Source organism: Kitasatospora sp. NPDC059646 (assembly GCF_042734615.1).
In the GTDB taxonomy this organism is placed as follows: Bacteria; Actinomycetota; Actinomycetes; order Streptomycetales; family Streptomycetaceae; genus Kitasatospora.
This window is the reverse complement of sequence record NZ_JBHWDS010000039.1, coordinates 21,465-37,315: the sequence shown is the minus strand read 5'-3', so window position 1 is coordinate 37,315 and position 15,851 is coordinate 21,465. Positions and strand designations below refer to the sequence as shown.

Genomic DNA, 15,851 nt, shown 5'->3' with positions numbered 1-15,851 from the left:
CCGGTGGGCCGGGCCCCGGCGCGTTCCGGGATGGGAGATCATGGAGGGTCGAGCACCCAGCACCGAGGAGCCCCCGTGGCCGAGATCGTCCTGTTCCACTCCGCGTACGGCCTGCGCCCCGCCGTGCACCGGGCCGCCGACCGGCTGCGCGCCGCCGGCCACACCGTGCACACCCCCGACCTGTACGAGGGCCGCACCTTCGACGAGTCGGAGGAGGCCATGGCGTACCGCGACGAGGTCGGCAACGACGAACTGCTGCGCCGCGCCGTCACCGCCGTCGCCCCGCTGCTGCCCGCGAAGAACGGCCTGGTGTACGCCGGGTTCTCGCTCGGCGGCTCGCTCGCGCAGAACCTGGCCCTCGCCGACGAGCAGGCCCGCGGGCTGCTGCTCCTGCACGGCACCTCCGACCTGCGCGAGGACGCCGCCACCGGCATCCCGGTGCAGCTGCACGTGGCCGAGCCGGACGCGTTCGAGTCCGAGGACTGGCTGAACACCTGGTACCTGCTGATGACCCGGGCCGGGGCCGACGTCGAGGTGCACCGCTACCGCGGCGCCGGACACCTGTACACCGACCCCGAGCTGCCCGACCACGACGCCGAGGCGACCGAGCGGACCTGGGCCGCCGCGCTGGACTTCCTCGCCGAACTGGACCGGCAGCAGGACTGACGCCCGGTCAGGACGCGAAGGCCACCGTCCGGGCGGTCGCGGCCGGCTCCAGGAACGCCAGCAGCCGCTCCCCCTCCGCGACCAGCTCGGGCCGGGCGCCGTGCTCCACCAGCGGGCTCAGGGTGAGCTGCGCGGCGCCCCGGGCGCAGCTGTGGCTCCACGTCCCGGCGACCCGGCCGTCCACCAGGTAGGTCGCCAGCAGCGTGCCGTTCACCGCCCGGTAGACCTGCGGCAGCAGCTCGGCGGACAGCATCCGGGTGCGGTCGGCGTGCGACAGCAGTGCGGCGTCCCACTTCGGCAGGAACCGCACCGGCAGGGTGCGGTCCGGGTCTCCGGGCGGCGGGGCGTCGGGCAGGTCGAGGAGTTCCCGGCCGTCCTCCGCCCGGTGGGCCGCGAGCCCGCCCAGTTCGGCCAGCGCCGGGTCGATCCGGCGCAGCGGCAGGCCGGTGAAGTGCGCGATGTCGGCGCGCGAGGCGGGCCCGAACGCGCCCAGGTAGCGGCGCACCAGCCGGGCGGTGGCGGCCGGCTCGGTCGGCAACTCGCCCGGCCACAGCACCAGTCGCGGCTTCCCGTGGGAGCGCCAGTGCCCGGACGGGGCGACGTGCACCAGCGGCAGCAGCGCCCGCGCCCAGTGCAGCAGGTCGTCGGTGCGGACCCGGCCGCCGGACAGCTCCGCAACCCGCTCGCGCAGCTCCTGCGCGCTGCGCGGCACGACGGCGAACTCCCGCAGCCCGGCGGCGAGCCGCTCCTCGTCCAGCCCGGCGGTGCGGTACCGGCCGCGCAGCGAGGCCAGCCACTGGCTGCGCCAGGCGGCGGCCAGGTGGCCGTAGTCCTCGCCCGGCACCAGGTGCAGGGTGCCGCGCATCAGCGTCGACTTCACCACGCTGCCGTCCCGCAGCGCCGCGTCCAGCTCGCCGGTGGTGAAGCCCGGCAGCCGCGACCAGAGCGCCAGGTGCGGCGACGGCGAGTACTGCGCCTGCAGCGCGGCCAGGCGGCGCACCCCGGCGGCGGCCGGCATCGGCGTGCTCCGGTCCAGCAGTTGCCGCTCGAAGTACCGGACCGTCAACTCCCGGGCGGACAGCGTGCGTACGGCGGGCATCGCCGGATCCCCTCTCGTCCCCGCCGGCCCCCGGACGCGGGGGCCGACGGCGGGCACTGTAGCAACCCGTCAGGACAGCCCGGGCGGGGCCGCGGGCGGGGCGGGCGGGGCGGGCGGCGGCGGGGGATAGGCGTACGCGGCGCCGGGCCCGGCGGCGGGCGGCTGCGGCGGCGCCGGGGTGTGCGGCGGCTGCCCGTGGTGCTGCACCGGCGGCTGCTGGTACCCGGCCGTCGCCGGGGCGGGCGGCTGCGGGGGCACGCCCCAGCCGAGCGGCGCCGGCGGCCGGTTCCCGAACGGGACGGCCGCCGGGGTCGACGGCTCCCGGCCGACGGCCGCCACCAGCGCCACGACCAGCGCGATCAGCACGTCCACCAGCATGGTCGCCGACAGCAGCGCCCAGGCGATGCCCTGGTGCAGGAGGATGTCCGAGTTGCGGATCACCATGGTGATCAGCCCGGTCGCCGCGGCGTAGCCGTTGAGGCCGCAGGCGACGACCGCGCCGGCCCGGGCCCACGGCCGGCGGCCGAACGCGGCGAAGGCCAGCACCAGCGAGGCGAGCACCACCGAGGTGTCGAAGCCGGTGAAGGAGACCGGGGCGGGCACGTAGTACTGGGCGTCGAGCGGCACGCCGAGCGCGATCGGCAGGTAGTTCAGGCCGGCCTGGCTCAGGTCGTAGCCGAGGACCGCGAGCTCCACGACGACCTGGATCAGCAGCAGCACGCCGATCCCGGGCAGTCCGCGGGCCCCGGCGCGCGGCGCCGGCGGCGGTGGTTGGACGAAGGCCATGGCGGGTCCCCTCCCGTAGTCGTGCGGTGGTCGGAGGTTAGCGCCTCCACGCCCGGAGGGGGACTAGACTCGGACCCGCGATCCCGGAACCCGTGGTCCGAGCCCAGGTCATGGCGCTCGGACCATACGTGTTTCAGGCCCGACGCGTCCCAGCCCCTCTCAGGACCCCGGAGGCCCCGCCTTGAGCGACCAGCCGTACGCGCACCTGCACGTCCACACCGAGTACTCGATGCTGGACGGTGCCGCCCGGCTGAAGCAGCTGTTCAAGGAGGTCGAACGGCTGGGCCAGAGCCACGTCGCGATGACCGACCACGGGAACATGTACGGCGCGGCCGAGTTCCACAAGCAGGCCACCGCCGCCGGCATCACCCCGGTGATCGGCATCGAGGCGTACGTCGCGCCGGACTCCCGGACCAACACCAAGCGCGTCCTGTGGGGCCAGCCGCACCAGAAGAAGGACGACGTCTCGGCGTCCGGCGCGTACACCCACAAGACCATCTGGGCCCGGAACAAGGAGGGCCTGCACAACCTCTTCAAGCTGACCTCCCGCTCCTACGCGGAGGGCTGGCTGGTGAAGTGGCCCCGGATGGACAAGGAGATCATCGCCGAGCACGCGGCCGGCCTGATGGCCACCACCGGCTGCCCGTCCGGCGAGGTGCAGACCCGGCTGCGGCTCGGCCAGTTCGACGAGGCGGTCCGCTCGGCCGCCGAGTACCAGGAGATCTTCGGCAAGGAGAACTACTTCCTGGAGCTGATGGACCACGGCCTCGACATCGAGAAGCGGGTCCGCGACGGCCTGGTCGAGATCAGCCGGAAACTGGGCATCCCGCCGGTGGTCACCAACGACTCGCACTACACCACCGAGGCCGACGCCGGCGCCCACGACCTGCTGCTGTGCGTGCAGACCGGCAAGAACCTCTCCGACCCGGACCGCTTCCGGTTCGACGGCACCGGCTACTACATCAAGTCGGCCGCCGAGATGTACGGCCTGGACTCCTCCGACATCTGGCAGGAGGGCTGCCGCAACAGCCAACTGCTGGTCGCCGAGCGGGTCGACACCACCGGCATGTTCGAGTTCAAGAACCTGATGCCGCGCTTCCCCATCCCGGAGGGCTTCGAGTCCGAGGCGGACTTCTTCCGGTCCAAGGTCTGGGAGGGCATGGACTGGCGGTTCCCGAACGGCTACGACGACGAGCACCGGAAGCTCGCCGAGTACGAGATGGACACCATCGTGCAGATGGGGTTCCCGGCGTACTTCCTGGTGGTCGCCGACTTCATCATGTGGGCCAAGAGCCAGGGCATCGCGGTCGGCCCCGGCCGCGGCTCCGCGGCCGGCTCGCTGGTCGCCTACGCGATGGGCATCACCGACCTCGACCCGATCCCGCACGGCCTGATCTTCGAGCGCTTCCTCAACCCCGAGCGCATCTCCATGCCCGACGTCGACATCGACTTCGACGAGCGCCGGCGCGGCGACGTGATCCGCTACGTGACGGAGAAGTGGGGCTCCGACAAGGTCGCCATGATCGTCACGTACGGCACCATCAAGGCGAAGGCCGCCATCAAGGACTCCTCGCGGGTCCTCGGCTACCCGTACGCGATGGGCGACCGGATCACCAAGGCGATGCCGCCGGACGTGATGGGCAAGGGCATCCCGCTGTCCGGCATCACCGATCCCACCCACCCGCGCTACGGCGAGGCCGGCGAGATCCGCGGCCTGTACGAGAGCGACCCCGACGTCCGCAAGGTGATCGACACCGCGCGCGGCATCGAGGGCCTGATCCGCCAGCCCGGCGTGCACGCGGCCGGCGTCATCATGTCCGCCGAGCCGCTCACCGACCACATCCCGGTGTGGACCCGGCACACCGACGGCGTGACGATCACTCAGTTCGACTACCCCACCTGCGAGGGCCTCGGCCTCCTCAAGATGGACTTCCTCGGACTGCGCAACCTGACGATCATGGACGACGCGGTCAAGGCGATCGAGAAGAACAAGGGCGTCAAGATCGAGCTGCTCAAGCTGCCGCTGGACGACAAGCCCGCCTACGAACTCCTCGCCCGCGGCGACACGCTCGGCGTCTTCCAGCTCGACGGCGGCCCGATGCGCTCGCTGCTGCGCCTGATGAAGCCCGACAACTTCGAGGACATCTCCGCCGTCCTGGCGCTGTACCGGCCGGGCCCGATGGGCGTCAACTCGCACACCAACTACGCGCTGCGCAAGAACGGCCAGCAGGAGATCACCCCGATCCACCCGGAGCTGGAGGAGCCGCTGCGGGAGATCCTGGAGCCGACCTACGGCCTGATCGTCTACCAGGAGCAGGTGCAGAAGGCGGCGCAGATCCTGGCCGGCTACTCGCTCGGCCAGGCCGACCTGCTGCGCCGCGCCATGGGCAAGAAGAAGAAGGAGATCCTGGAGGCCGAGTTCGTCCCCTTCCAGAAGGGCTGCCGCGAACGCGGCTACTCGGACGCCGCGATCCAGGCGGTGTGGGACGTGCTGGTGCCGTTCTCCGGCTACGCCTTCAACAAGGCGCACACCGCCGGCTACGGACTGGTCTCCTACTGGACCGCCTACCTCAAGGCCAACTACCCGGCCGAGTACATGTCGGCGCTCCTCACCTCCGTCAAGGACGACAAGGACAAGTCCGCGGTCTACCTCAACGAGTGCCGCAAGATGGGCATCCAGGTGCTCCCGCCGGACGTCAACGAGTCGGACGCCGACTTCACCCCGCACGGCAGCGACACCGTCCGGTTCGGTCTGACCGCGATCCGCAACGTCGGCGGTCCGGTGGTGGAGTCGATGATCCGCACCCGCAAGGCGAAGGGGAAGTACGCCTCGTTCCCCGACTTCCTCGACAAGGTCGAGGCCGTGGTCTGCAACAAGCGCACCGTCGAATCCCTCATCAAGGCCGGCGCGTTCGACTCGCTCGGCCACACCCGCAAGGGCCTGACCGCCCAGTTCGAGCCGATGATCGACAACGTGGTCAGCATCAAGCGCAAGGAGGCGGAGGGCCAGTTCGACCTCTTCGGCGGCGACAGCGTCTCCGACGAGCCGAGCTTCGGCCTGGACGTGGTGTTCTCCGAGGAGGAGTGGGAGAAGTCCTTCCTGCTCACCCAGGAGCGCGAGATGCTCGGCCTGTACGTCTCCTCGCACCCGCTGCACGGCATCGAGCACGTGCTCGCCGACAAGGCGGACTGCGCGGTCGCCGACCTCGCCGAACGGCCCGACGGCGCCATCGTCACCATCGGCGGCATCATCTCCGGCCTGCAGCGCAAGATGACCAAGCAGGGCAACGCCTGGGCGATCGCCACCGTCGAGGACCTGGCGGGCTCCATCGACTGCATGTTCTTCCCCGCGAGCTACCAGCTGGTCTCCTCCCAACTGGTCGAGGACGCCGTGGTGTTCGTCCGCGGCAAGCTCGACAAGCGGGAGGACGTGCCGCGGCTGATGGGCATGGAACTCTCGGTGCCCGACCTGTCCAACGTCGGCGCGCAGCTGCCGATCGTGATCACCGTGCCGGAGAACAAGCTCACCTCGCCGATCGTCGGCCGGCTCGGCGAGGTGCTCACCCACCACAGGGGCAGCACCGAGGTGCACGTCCATCTGCGCGGGCCGTCCAGGACCGTGGTGCTGCGCCTGGACCGGCACCGGGTGAAGTCCGACCCCGCGCTGTTCGGCGACCTCAAGCAGCTGCTCGGCCCGAGCTGCCTGGCCGGCTGACGCACGGGCCCCCGCCGCGGTGCGGCGGGGGCCCGCTCCTGCACTGACTCCCGGTCAGTTCTCCTTGACCACCACGGTCTTGCCGACCTTGTCGTGCAGCGCCTGCTGCAGCGGCTTGTCCCACAGCTGCCACAGGCCGTTCAGCAGCGCGCACAGGCCGCCGACGACCGGGACCAGGATCGGGCCGCCCCAGACCGCGGCGCGGGTCCAGATCTCGTTGTCGGTCGGACGGCCGCCGTGGGCCTGGCTGACCACCCGGAGCTTCATGACCTTCTTGCCGACGGTCTGGCCGTGCTGGGTGAGCATCATCGCCGCGTCGTAGCCGGCGTAGATCACCGCGATCAGCAGGTAGTAGACGAACAGGCTCGGTGCGATCGAGTACACCACGGCGATCGGGATCAGCAGCACCGCCCAGTCGATCAGCCGCGCCAGGAAGCGGTCGCCGAACGAGGCCAGCACCCGGGTGCCCGGCGCCGGCGGCATGCCGGGCGGCGGGGTCGGGCTGAGCCAGCCGGGCCACTGGGCCTGCGGGGCGCCGGCGCCGTAGCCCGGCTGCCCGTAGCCGGACGGGGCGCCGTACCCCGGCTGCGGCTCGCCGTAGCCCGGCGGCGGGGGCGGCGGCGTCGGAGCGCCGTAGCCGCCGCTCGCCGGCGGCTGCTGACCGTACGGGTTCTGGCCGTACGGGTCCTGAGGCCCGTAGCCAGGAGGGGTGTTGCTGCTCATGCGTCCGACTCCAGGTCAACTGTTGGGGATGCTGGAGCCGTTGTACCCGGTTGAGGGCAGACTGTGTAAGACGATCTGACAATCGTTACTCAGTGCCAGCCGTAACGGTGCCTCAACGAGTCGACGACCAGCTGGAAACGGGCCCGGTCGAGGGCGCAGGCCTCGCGCCGCATCCCGCCGTCGTGCACCCGGAAGACCCGGTCCAGGGCGACCCAGGAGTCCCGGCCGCTGCGGTCCCACGGGCCGGCGCCGAGCGGCACCCAGTCCGGATCGCGGTCGTGGCCCTTGCTGGAGAGCATCACGGTCAGCAGCGTGCCGGCCCGCTCCCGGGCCACCACCAGCACCGGGCGGTCCTTGCCGCGGCCGTCGTTCTCCTCGAACGGCACCCAGGTCCAGACGATCTCGCCCGGGTCCGGGTCGCCGTCGTGGTCCGGCGCGTACTCGGTGCGCACGCCGCGGACCCGCTCGGCCTCGATCTCCACCGTGGCAGCCGCGCCGAACCGGCCGGGCTGCTCCGTCTGCTCGTTCAACTCATGCATGCCGGAAGGCTATCGACCGGTTCAAGCCCCCCGGCCGGGGCCTGCCAGCTGGGCGTCGTAGAGGCGCTGGAGCAGCCGGTTCAGGCGCGTCCGCTCGGCGGGCGGCAGGGCGGCCAGGAAGCGGTCCTGCTCGGCCGCGGCCGCGGCGGCCAGGCCGTCGACCAGGGCGCGCCCGTCGGCGGTCAGCGCCACCACCCGGCGGCGGCCGTCGGTGTCGTGCGTGCGGCGCTCCAGCAGCCGGCGGTCCGTCAGGCCGTCCAGCACCGCCACCAGGTTGCGGGCGTCCACGGCCACCAGCTCGGCCAGCCGGCCCTGGCCGACCGGCCCGTGCCGCCCGAGCGCGACCAGCACCGCGTACTGGGCCTGGGTCAGCCGGTGCTCGCCGAGGAAGGCCGTCCAGGACCGGGCGGTGAGCGAGCCGAGCCGGGCCAGCAGGAAGCCGGTGCCGCGCTCCCAGTCCGGGCGGTCGTCAGTCATGCCGCCAGCCTAGACGACCGGTGATCGACATGATCCATGTCTTTTGGTAGACATGTCGCATGTCGATCGAACTGAGGCGGCGTCAGGTCCCCGTCGGTGAACTCTCCCTGCACGTCGTGGAATCCGGCGATCCCGACGGCCCGCCCGTCCTGCTGCTGCACGGCTGGCCCGAGTCCTCCCGCACCTGGCAGCCCCTGATGGCCGCGGCCGGCCGGGACGCCCGCCTGCTGGCCGTCGACCTCCCCGGCATCGGCCGCTCCACCGGCTCCACCGGCGGCTCCAAGCGCCGGATCGCCGCCGCCGTGCACGCCCTGATCGGCGAACTCGGCCTCACCGGCACCACCTTGGTCGGCCACGACGCCGGCGGCATGGCCGCCTACGCCTACCTGCGCCGCCACGACGCCGTCGACCGGGTGGTGGTGATGAACACCGTGCTGCCCGGCGTCGCCCCCTGGGAGCAGGTACTGCGCAACCCGCACATCTGGCACTTCGGCCTGCACGCCGTCCCCGACCTGCCCGAGATGCTGGTCGACGGACGGCAGGAGGCCTACTTCTCCTACTTCTACCGGGCGCTGTCCGCCGACCCCGACCGGATCACCCCCGAGTCCCGCGCCGAACAGGCCGCCGCCCACCGCGGACCCGGCCGGCTCACCGCCGGCTTCGACCTCTACCGGGCCCTTCCGCAGGACGCCCGCGACAACGCCGAGTCGGCCGCCGCCGGCCCCGTCGACACCCCGCTGCTCTACCTACGCGGCACCCGCGAACCCGTCGACCTCGACGCCTACGCGGCCGGCCTGCGGGAGGCCGGGGTGCGGGCGCTCCGCACCGGCCTGGTCGACGGCGGCGGGCACTTCATGCAGGAGGAGCGGCCCGCCGAAGTCTGGCGGGCACTGCGGCGGTTCGCCGGCATCTGACCGGCCGTCAGGCGGCGCGCAGCTCGGCCGGGACCGCCGCGTGGAGGGCCGCCGCGAAGGCCGCCACCGCCGGGTGCGCCGCGGCGCCGGCGCGGAACGCGGTGCGGGTGCGCCGGTAGATCGGCAGCCGGGTCAGGGAGACGCCGGGCGGGCAGTGGCCGGTGCCCAGGTGCGGCACCAGGGCCACGCCCTGGCCGGCCGCGACCAGGGCCAGCTGGGCCGCGAAGTCGTCCACCCGGTGCCGGATCCGGGGGCTGAACCCGGCGGTCTGGCAGGCCCGCTGGGTCATCTCGTGGCAGAGCGTGCCGACCGGGGCGGTGATCCACGGGCTGCCCCGGTGGTCGGCGAGCGTGCCGGTGGCGCGGGCCGCCAGGTACAGCGGCTCGGCGAACACCGGGCCGGTCAGCGCGATGCCCTCCTCCGGCTCGCCCGGCACCAGGTCGTACTCGTGCACCAGCGCCAGGTCCAGCTCGCCCGCGCGCAGCGCCGCCGCCACCCCCGCCGGGTCCACCTCGCTCACCATCGCCTCCAGCTCGGGATGCCGGGAGGCCAGTTCGGCCAGCGCGGCGGGCACCAGGGCGCGCACGGCGGACGGGTACGCGCCGATCCGCAGCGGGCCGGCCAGGCCGCGGCGGGCGTGCGCCAGCTCGGCGTCCGCCCGCTCCAGCAGCTCCAGCACCGCCTCGGTGTGCCGCACCAGGTTCCGGCCCGCCGGGGTCAGCGCCACCCGCCGCCCGGTCCGCTCCAGCAGTGGCACCCCCGCCTCCCGCTCCAGCACCGACAGCTGCTGGGACACCGCCGAAGGACTGAACGCCAGGGCGTCCGCCACCGCCGCGATCGTCCCCAGGTGGGCCAGTTCGCGCAGCAGCCGCAGTCGTCGCACATCGAGCATCGGCTCAGCTTACGAGAACCATCGGAAATGTGAACTGGACCCGCACGGTCGGTGCCCGGCACGCTTCCCCCATGGAACTCCACGGCATCCACGTCCCGCTGGTCACTCCCTTCGCCGCCGACGGCACGCTCGCCCTCGACGCCCTGGAGCAGCTGGCCCGCGACAGCCTGGACGCCGGCGCCGCCGGACTGGTCGCCCTCGGCACCACCGGCGAACCCGGCTCCCTCACCGACGCCGAACAGGACGCGGTCGTCGAACTCTGCCGCCGCGTCACCGCCGAGTACGGGGCCGTGCTCACCGTCGGCGCCGGACACGGCGGCACCGCCCGGACCGCCGAGGCGCTGCGCCGCCTGGACGGCCGGGCCGACGCCGCCCTGGTCGCCGTCCCGGCGTTCGTCCGGCCCGGCGAGGCCGGGGTGCTCGCGCACTTCCGCGAACTGGCCGCCGCCACCCCCGTGCCGCTGGTGATCTACCACATCCCGTACCGCACCGGGCAGCCGCTGGGCGCCGCCGCCCTGCTGGAGCTGCTGGCGCTGCCGCAGGTCGCGGGCCTCAAGTACGCGCCCGGCGGCCTCGACGAGCAGACGATCGCGCTGCTCGCCGCCGAACCGCGCGGCGTCCTGGCGGGCGACGACCTGTTCCTGTCCCCGCTGCTCGCGCTCGGCGCCGACGGCGGCATCCTCGCCTCCGCGCACCTGGAGACCGCCCGCTTCGTCGCCCTGCACCGGGCCTGGGCGGACGGCGACGTGCCGCTGGCCCGCAAGCTCGGCGCCGAGCTGGCCGAGGTCTCCCGGGCCGCGTTCGCCGGACCGAACCCGACCGCGCTCAAGGCCCTGCTGCACCGCGCCGGCCGCATCCCCACCCCCGCGGTGCGGCTGCCGCTGCTCGCGCACGGCTGACCGCTCCGCGAAGAATTTCCGGTCCCGACGGGGCCGGACCGGAGGGATTGCCGAGCTGGACGGCAGGCGTTCACGCCTTGGGACGGCTCCGCGAAAACCCCCTCTGACAAGGCATGATGGCTGGGAACACATAGGAGGAGGAGACGGATGAGGATCGGCATCGTAGGGGCCACCGGTCAGGTCGGCGGCGTGGTCCGCGAGATCCTGGCGGAGCGGGACTTCCCGGTCGAGGAGCTGCGGCTGTTCGCCTCGGCCCGCTCGGCGGGGCGCACCCTGCCGTGGAAGGACACCGAAGTCACCGTCGAGGACGCCGCCACGGCCGACTACCGCGGCCTCGACATCGTGATCTTCTCCGCCGGCGGGAGCACCTCCAAGGCCCTCGCCCCGAAGGTCGCCGAGGCCGGAGCGGTCGTCATCGACAACTCCTCCGCGTGGCGCCGCGACCCGGACGTGCCGCTGGTCGTCGCGGAGGTCAACCCGGCGGCGATCGCCGAGCGCCCCAAGGGCATCATCGCCAACCCGAACTGCACCACCATGGCCGCGATGCCCGTGCTGCGGCCGCTGCACGACGAGGCCGAGCTGGTCTCGCTGGTGGTCTCCACCTACCAGGCGGTCTCCGGCTCCGGCCTGGCCGGCGTCTCCGAGCTGCACGAGCAGGCCCGCAAGGTCGTCGACGGCGCCACCGCGCTGGTGCACGACGGCGCGGCCGTCGAGTTCCCCGCGCCGGGCGTCTACAAGCGGCCGATCGCGTTCAACGTGCTGCCGTTCGCCGGCGCGCTGGTCGACGACGGCAGCAACGAGACCGACGAGGAGCAGAAGCTCCGCCACGAGAGCCGCAAGATCCTCGGCATCCCCGGGCTCAAGGTCTCCGGCACCTGCGTGCGCGTCCCGGTCTTCACCGGCCACTCGCTCCAGGTCAACGCCCGCTTCGCCCGCCCGATCGGCCCCGAGCGCGCCACCGAACTGCTGGCCGACGCCCCCGGCGTCGTCCTCACCGACATCCCCACCCCGCTGCAGGCCGCCGGCCAGGACCCGAGCTACGTCGGCCGGATCCGGGTGGACGAGACCGTCGACAACGGCCTGTCGCTGTTCCTCTCCAACGACAACCTGCGCAAGGGCGCCGCCCTCAACGCGGTGCAGATCGCCGAACTGGTCGCCGCCGAACTGCGCGGCTGACGTCCACCGCGGCCGGGCCGCCGGGGCAACTCCCCGGCGACCCCGTCGCGTTCACTGCCCCGGGTGCACCGGCACCGCGTCGACCTCGACCGGGAGCTCGGCGGAGACGGCCGCCCCCGTCCACTTGTCGCCCGGCGCGAACCACTGGTACGCGCCCGACAGCCGGGCCGGCATCTGCATCGACACCCGGCCCTCGCCGTCCGTGCCCGCCGCCGCCAGCGTGGTCCAGGTGTCCGAACCGGCCGGCCGGAACTGCAGGTACACCGGCGTGCCCGGCTGCGGCACCCAGTCGTGCTCGTCCCACATCGCCCGCCGCAGCCGCGCCTGCACCTGGACGGCCTCGCCGGAGGACGCCCGCGCCGGGCCGGACACCTCGTCGAACTGCGCCGTCCGCTTCAGCGAGAAGCCGCCCGCCGACTTCGACACGTAGCGGTCGCCGTCGCCGGCCCGGATCCGCAGATCCACGAACCAGGTGCCGGCCTGGTCGTCGAACAGCACCCGGGAGGTCGCCGCGGCCGTCGCCTCGCCCGTGCAGCGGCTCACCGTGCCGGTGGCGTCCAGCGGCACGCACGTCATCGGGCCGACCTTGAGCGTCGCGTAGTTCGGACCCCACAGGCCGATCGGGTCGACCGCGCGGATGCCCGACCGGTCCGTCGCCGTCACCTCGACCGGGAAGGTCCGGGTCTCGGTCGGGCCCAGCTCCACCGTGCGGCCGCCGTTGACCACCACCGACACCAGCGCCGTGTCGCCGCGCGAGGTCTCCGGAACCGTCGCGGGCACCAGGACGAGAGCGACCGCGCCGACCGCCGCCACTCCGCACAAAGCCACCGCACTCTTCCGCACGATGTCCCAGTATCCAGGGTCGCGGCGCAACCCCCGGGCGCGGTTCGCGGAGCGAACGACGGGTAAAGGAGTGCGCAACGGTGGCCGGACCGCCGCGCGGCGTCCCCACCGCCGCGGCGCCGGGCCGAGGAGGAGGTGCCGGAGATGGACCGCTGCGTCGTCCTGGTCGACGCGGGCTACCTGCTGGGCGCCGCCGCCAGCCTGCTCGCGGGAGAACCCGGCCGGTCACGGATCGCCGTCGACCACCCGGTGCTGATCGGCGCCCTGCGCGAACGCGCCGAGGAGGAGACCGGGCTGCCGCTGCTGCGGATCTACTGGTTCGACGCCGCCATCGACCGCAGACCGGCGCCCGAGCACCGCCGCCTGCGGGTGCTGCCCCGGGTCACCGTCCGGCTCGGCGCCCTCACCCGCGCCGAGGGCCGCTGGGTGCAGAAGGGCGTGGACGCCGCCATGCACGCCGAACTCAGCGAACTCGCCCGCAACCACGCCTGCGCCGACGTGGTGCTGGTCACCGGCGACGGCGACCTGCTGCCCGGCGTCGCCTCCGCCAAGGAGCACGGCGTCGCCGTCCACCTGTGGGCCCTGGAGGCCGCCGACGGCGACTTCAACCAGTCCGAGGAACTCGTCGGCGAGGCCGACGAACGCCGGGTGCTCGACCGCGCCTGGATCGAACGCTGGGCCCGCCCCCGGGAGAGCGCCCCCGAACCCGTCGCCCCCGTCGCCCCGGTCGCCGTCCTGCCCGCCCCGCCGCGCCCCCGCGCCGCCGCCCCGGCCGCGGCGGCCGCCGCGCCCGCCCCGTTACGGGTCATCCCCACCCCCAAGGACCTGGCCGGACGCACCCCCGCACCCGTCCCCCCGGCCGCCGCGCTCGGCGGGCCGGTGCTGCGCTGGTCCTCCGACCGCGGCTGGCTGGACCGCGCCGACACCGCCACCGCCGCCGACGCGCTGCCCACCCTGGACCGGCTCACCACCGCCGCCCAGCGCTGGGCCGACCGCGAGGAGGACATCACCAGCGTCGGCGGAGACCCGCAGGAGGTCGGCCAGGTCTTCGCCCGCCGCTGGCTCGACCGCCTCGCCCCCACCGACCGCCCCGCCCTGCTGTGGACCGACCATCCGCGCATCCCGCACCGCCTCGACGGCGAACTGCTGCGCTACGCCGCCCGGTTCGGCCTGCTCGCCCACAAGGAGGACCAGATCGACGAGCAGGACCGGTACGCCATCCGCGAGGGCTTCTGGAAGGAACTGGCCGCCCGGGTCCCCGACACCCGCCAGCCCCAGGGGGTGCTGGAGGACAGCTGACCGCACGACCCGCGTGCCCGGAACGCCCGGTACGGCGCGTAGAGTCTTCCGTCGTGAGCAAGGCACCTCAGGGCTGCTGCACCGTCAGCGGCCTGGTCAAGACCTACCGGGCGGGCGGCACCGAGGTCCGGGCCAACGACGGCATCGACCTCGCCGTCCGGCGCGGCGAGATCTTCGGGCTGCTCGGGCCCAACGGCGCCGGCAAGTCCACCCTGGTCCGCCAGCTCACCGGCCTGCTCCGCCCCGACGCCGGCACCATCGACCTGCTCGGCCACGACATCGTCCGCCACCCCGAACGGGCCGCCCGGCTGCTCGGCTACCTCGGCCAGGAGTCCACCGCCCTCGACGAGCTCACCGTCGCCCTCGCCGCCGAGACCACCGGGCGCCTCCGCGGCCTCGGCCGCCGCGAAGCCCGCACCAGGACCGCCGACGTGATCACCGAACTCGGCCTGGAACCGCTCGCCCACCGGCCGCTCGCCGAACTCTCCGGCGGGCAGCGCCGCCTCGCCTGCTTCGCCGCCACCCTGGTCGGCGACCGCCCGCTGCTGGTCCTCGACGAACCCACCACCGGCATGGACCCGGTCGCCCGCCGCGCCGTGTGGAGCGCCGTCGACCGCCGCCGCGCCGACCGCGGCACCACCGTCCTGCTGGTCACGCACAACGTCATCGAGGCAGAGACCGTGCTCGACCGGGTCGCCGTCGTCGACGGCGGCAAGATCATCGCCTGCGACACCCCCGGTGGCCTCAAGGCCCTGGTCGACGGCCACGTCCGGCTCGACCTGGTCTGGCGGCACGACGCCCCCACCGACGTGCCGGCCGTCGCCGCGCTCGCCGACCGTGCGGAGCGCACCGGCCGCCGCTGGACCCTGCGCACCACCCCCGACGAGGCCCGCGAACTGGTCGCCGCCGTCACCACCGGCCCCGCCTTCGCCGCCCTCGACGACTTCACCCTCGCCACCCCCACCCTGGAAGACGCCTACCTCCGGCTCGGCGGCCGGCACGGAGGACTCGCCCGATGACCCTGCTCGACGCCCCCGCCGCCGCCGGCACCGCGCAGGCCGCCCCGCTGGCCCCCGCCGCCCGGCTGCTGCCCGCGCTCGCCGCCGTCTACCGCGCCCAGCTGGCCCGCGCCAAGGTGTCCCGGATCCCGCTGCTGTTCGTGGCCACCTTCCAGTCCATCGGCATCCTGGTGATGATGCGCGGCGTCGTCGACCCCGGCGACAACCCGTCCGCGCACGCCGTGGTGTCCGGCTCCGCCGTCCTGGTGGTCGCCTTCGTCGCGCTCAACCTGCTCGCCCAGTACTTCGGGAAGCTCCGGCACACCGGCGGCCTCGACCACTACGCGACGCTGCCCGTGCCGCCCGCCTCCGTGGTCCTCGGCACCGCCGCCGCGTACGCCTCCTTCACGGTGCCCGGCGTGTTCGTCACCGCCGCCGCCGGCAGCTGGATGTTCGACCTGCCGATGGGCCGGCTGTGGATCCTGCTCGCCGTGGTCCCGCTGGCCGGTGCCGCGCTCGCCGGACTCGGCGCGGCCCTCGGGCTGCTCGCCCCGCGGCAGGAACTCGCCACCCTCGCCGGACAGCTGGGCATGTCCGCGGCGCTGCTGCTGGGCGTCCTGCCGGCCTCCCGGCTGCCCGTCCCCGTGCAGTGGCTGCGCGACCTGCTGCCCTCCAGCTACGGCGTCGACGCCCTCGCCCTCACCTTCGCCCCGCAGCCCGACTGGGCCCGGGTCCTGCTCGACCTCGGCGTCTGCGGCGCCGTCGGCCTCGGCTCGCTGGCGCTCGCCACCTGGGCGTACCGGCGCGCCGCCCGCTGACCGGCCC

General features: G+C 73.8%; 15 protein-coding genes. 8 read left to right on the top strand and 7 right to left on the bottom strand.

All coding sequences use genetic code 11. The features are described 5' to 3' along the window. The first annotated feature begins 30 nt into the window (after positions 1-30). Complete coding sequence (locus ACFV1L_RS24935; RefSeq protein WP_380369456.1) at positions 31-666, top strand: dienelactone hydrolase family protein; 636 nt, start codon at positions 31-33, stop codon at positions 664-666. A gap of 7 nt (positions 667-673) precedes the next feature. Here the strand turns inward: ACFV1L_RS24935 and ACFV1L_RS24930 are convergent, their stop codons facing one another. Then, positions 674-1,765, bottom strand: coding sequence for a winged helix DNA-binding domain-containing protein (locus ACFV1L_RS24930; RefSeq protein ID WP_380369454.1), 1,092 nt, complete (start codon positions 1,763-1,765; stop codon positions 674-676). Positions 1,766-1,834: 69 nt separating this feature from the next. Continuing rightward, a complete protein-coding gene (locus ACFV1L_RS24925) occupies positions 1,835-2,551 on the bottom strand; it encodes a hypothetical protein (protein WP_380369451.1) in 717 nt (238 codons plus the stop codon). A 181-nt stretch (positions 2,552-2,732) separates the two neighbouring features. Here ACFV1L_RS24925 and dnaE point away from each other — a divergent pair, with 181 nt between their 5' ends. After that, on the top strand, positions 2,733-6,266 hold the full coding sequence (gene dnaE / locus ACFV1L_RS24920; protein ID WP_380369449.1) for a DNA polymerase III subunit alpha: 3,534 nt from the start codon (positions 2,733-2,735) through the stop codon (positions 6,264-6,266). A gap of 54 nt (positions 6,267-6,320) precedes the next feature. On the opposite strand, the gene ACFV1L_RS24915 is transcribed toward dnaE, so the two are convergent. The 3 genes from ACFV1L_RS24915 to ACFV1L_RS24905 form a co-directional block, all read right to left on the bottom strand. Beyond that, complete coding sequence (locus tag ACFV1L_RS24915) at positions 6,321-6,989, bottom strand: RDD family protein (protein ID WP_380369446.1); 669 nt, start codon at positions 6,987-6,989, stop codon at positions 6,321-6,323. An 89-nt stretch (positions 6,990-7,078) separates the two neighbouring features. Further along, positions 7,079-7,528, bottom strand: coding sequence for a type II toxin-antitoxin system PemK/MazF family toxin (locus tag ACFV1L_RS24910; protein WP_380369443.1), 450 nt, complete (start codon positions 7,526-7,528; stop codon positions 7,079-7,081). A gap of 21 nt (positions 7,529-7,549) precedes the next feature. Further along, complete coding sequence (locus tag ACFV1L_RS24905) at positions 7,550-8,005, bottom strand: MarR family winged helix-turn-helix transcriptional regulator (RefSeq protein WP_380369440.1); 456 nt, start codon at positions 8,003-8,005, stop codon at positions 7,550-7,552. A gap of 59 nt (positions 8,006-8,064) precedes the next feature. Between ACFV1L_RS24905 and ACFV1L_RS24900 the strand changes: the two genes are divergently transcribed. Further along, positions 8,065-8,919, top strand: coding sequence for an alpha/beta fold hydrolase (locus ACFV1L_RS24900; protein ID WP_380369437.1), 855 nt, complete (start codon positions 8,065-8,067; stop codon positions 8,917-8,919). Between the two features lie 7 nt (positions 8,920-8,926). Here ACFV1L_RS24900 and ACFV1L_RS24895 read toward each other — a convergent pair whose 3' ends face one another. Continuing rightward, the gene (locus ACFV1L_RS24895) at positions 8,927-9,811 is read right to left on the bottom strand and encodes a LysR substrate-binding domain-containing protein (RefSeq protein ID WP_380369434.1); all 885 of its coding nucleotides are present in this window, start codon (positions 9,809-9,811) and stop codon (positions 8,927-8,929) included. 71 nt (positions 9,812-9,882) lie between these two features. Here ACFV1L_RS24895 and ACFV1L_RS24890 point away from each other — a divergent pair, with 71 nt between their 5' ends. Both ACFV1L_RS24890 and ACFV1L_RS24885 read left to right on the top strand, forming a co-directional pair. After that, positions 9,883-10,710 (top strand): dihydrodipicolinate synthase family protein, encoded by an 828-nt coding sequence (locus tag ACFV1L_RS24890; protein ID WP_380369432.1) that lies wholly within the window; start codon positions 9,883-9,885, stop codon positions 10,708-10,710. Between the two features lie 147 nt (positions 10,711-10,857). After that, a complete protein-coding gene (locus ACFV1L_RS24885; protein WP_380369430.1) occupies positions 10,858-11,886 on the top strand; it encodes an aspartate-semialdehyde dehydrogenase in 1,029 nt (342 codons plus the stop codon). Between the two features lie 51 nt (positions 11,887-11,937). Here the strand turns inward: ACFV1L_RS24885 and ACFV1L_RS24880 are convergent, their stop codons facing one another. Further along, on the bottom strand, positions 11,938-12,714 hold the full coding sequence (locus tag ACFV1L_RS24880) for a hypothetical protein (RefSeq protein WP_380369428.1): 777 nt from the start codon (positions 12,712-12,714) through the stop codon (positions 11,938-11,940). Positions 12,715-12,873: 159 nt separating this feature from the next. Between ACFV1L_RS24880 and ACFV1L_RS24875 the strand changes: the two genes are divergently transcribed. From ACFV1L_RS24875 to ACFV1L_RS24865, 3 genes are read left to right on the top strand one after another with little or no spacing between them, the layout of a single operon-like run. Continuing rightward, a complete protein-coding gene (locus ACFV1L_RS24875) occupies positions 12,874-14,028 on the top strand; it encodes an NYN domain-containing protein (protein WP_380369425.1) in 1,155 nt (384 codons plus the stop codon). A 53-nt stretch (positions 14,029-14,081) separates the two neighbouring features. After that, positions 14,082-15,047: an ABC transporter ATP-binding protein gene (locus ACFV1L_RS24870; RefSeq protein ID WP_380369422.1), complete on the top strand. Its 966-nt coding sequence runs from the start codon at positions 14,082-14,084 to the stop codon at positions 15,045-15,047. Beyond that, a complete protein-coding gene (locus ACFV1L_RS24865; protein WP_380369420.1) occupies positions 15,044-15,844 on the top strand; it encodes an ABC transporter permease in 801 nt (266 codons plus the stop codon). The genes ACFV1L_RS24870 and ACFV1L_RS24865 overlap by 4 nt, the downstream gene beginning before the upstream one ends. Positions 15,845-15,851 lie beyond the last annotated feature (7 nt).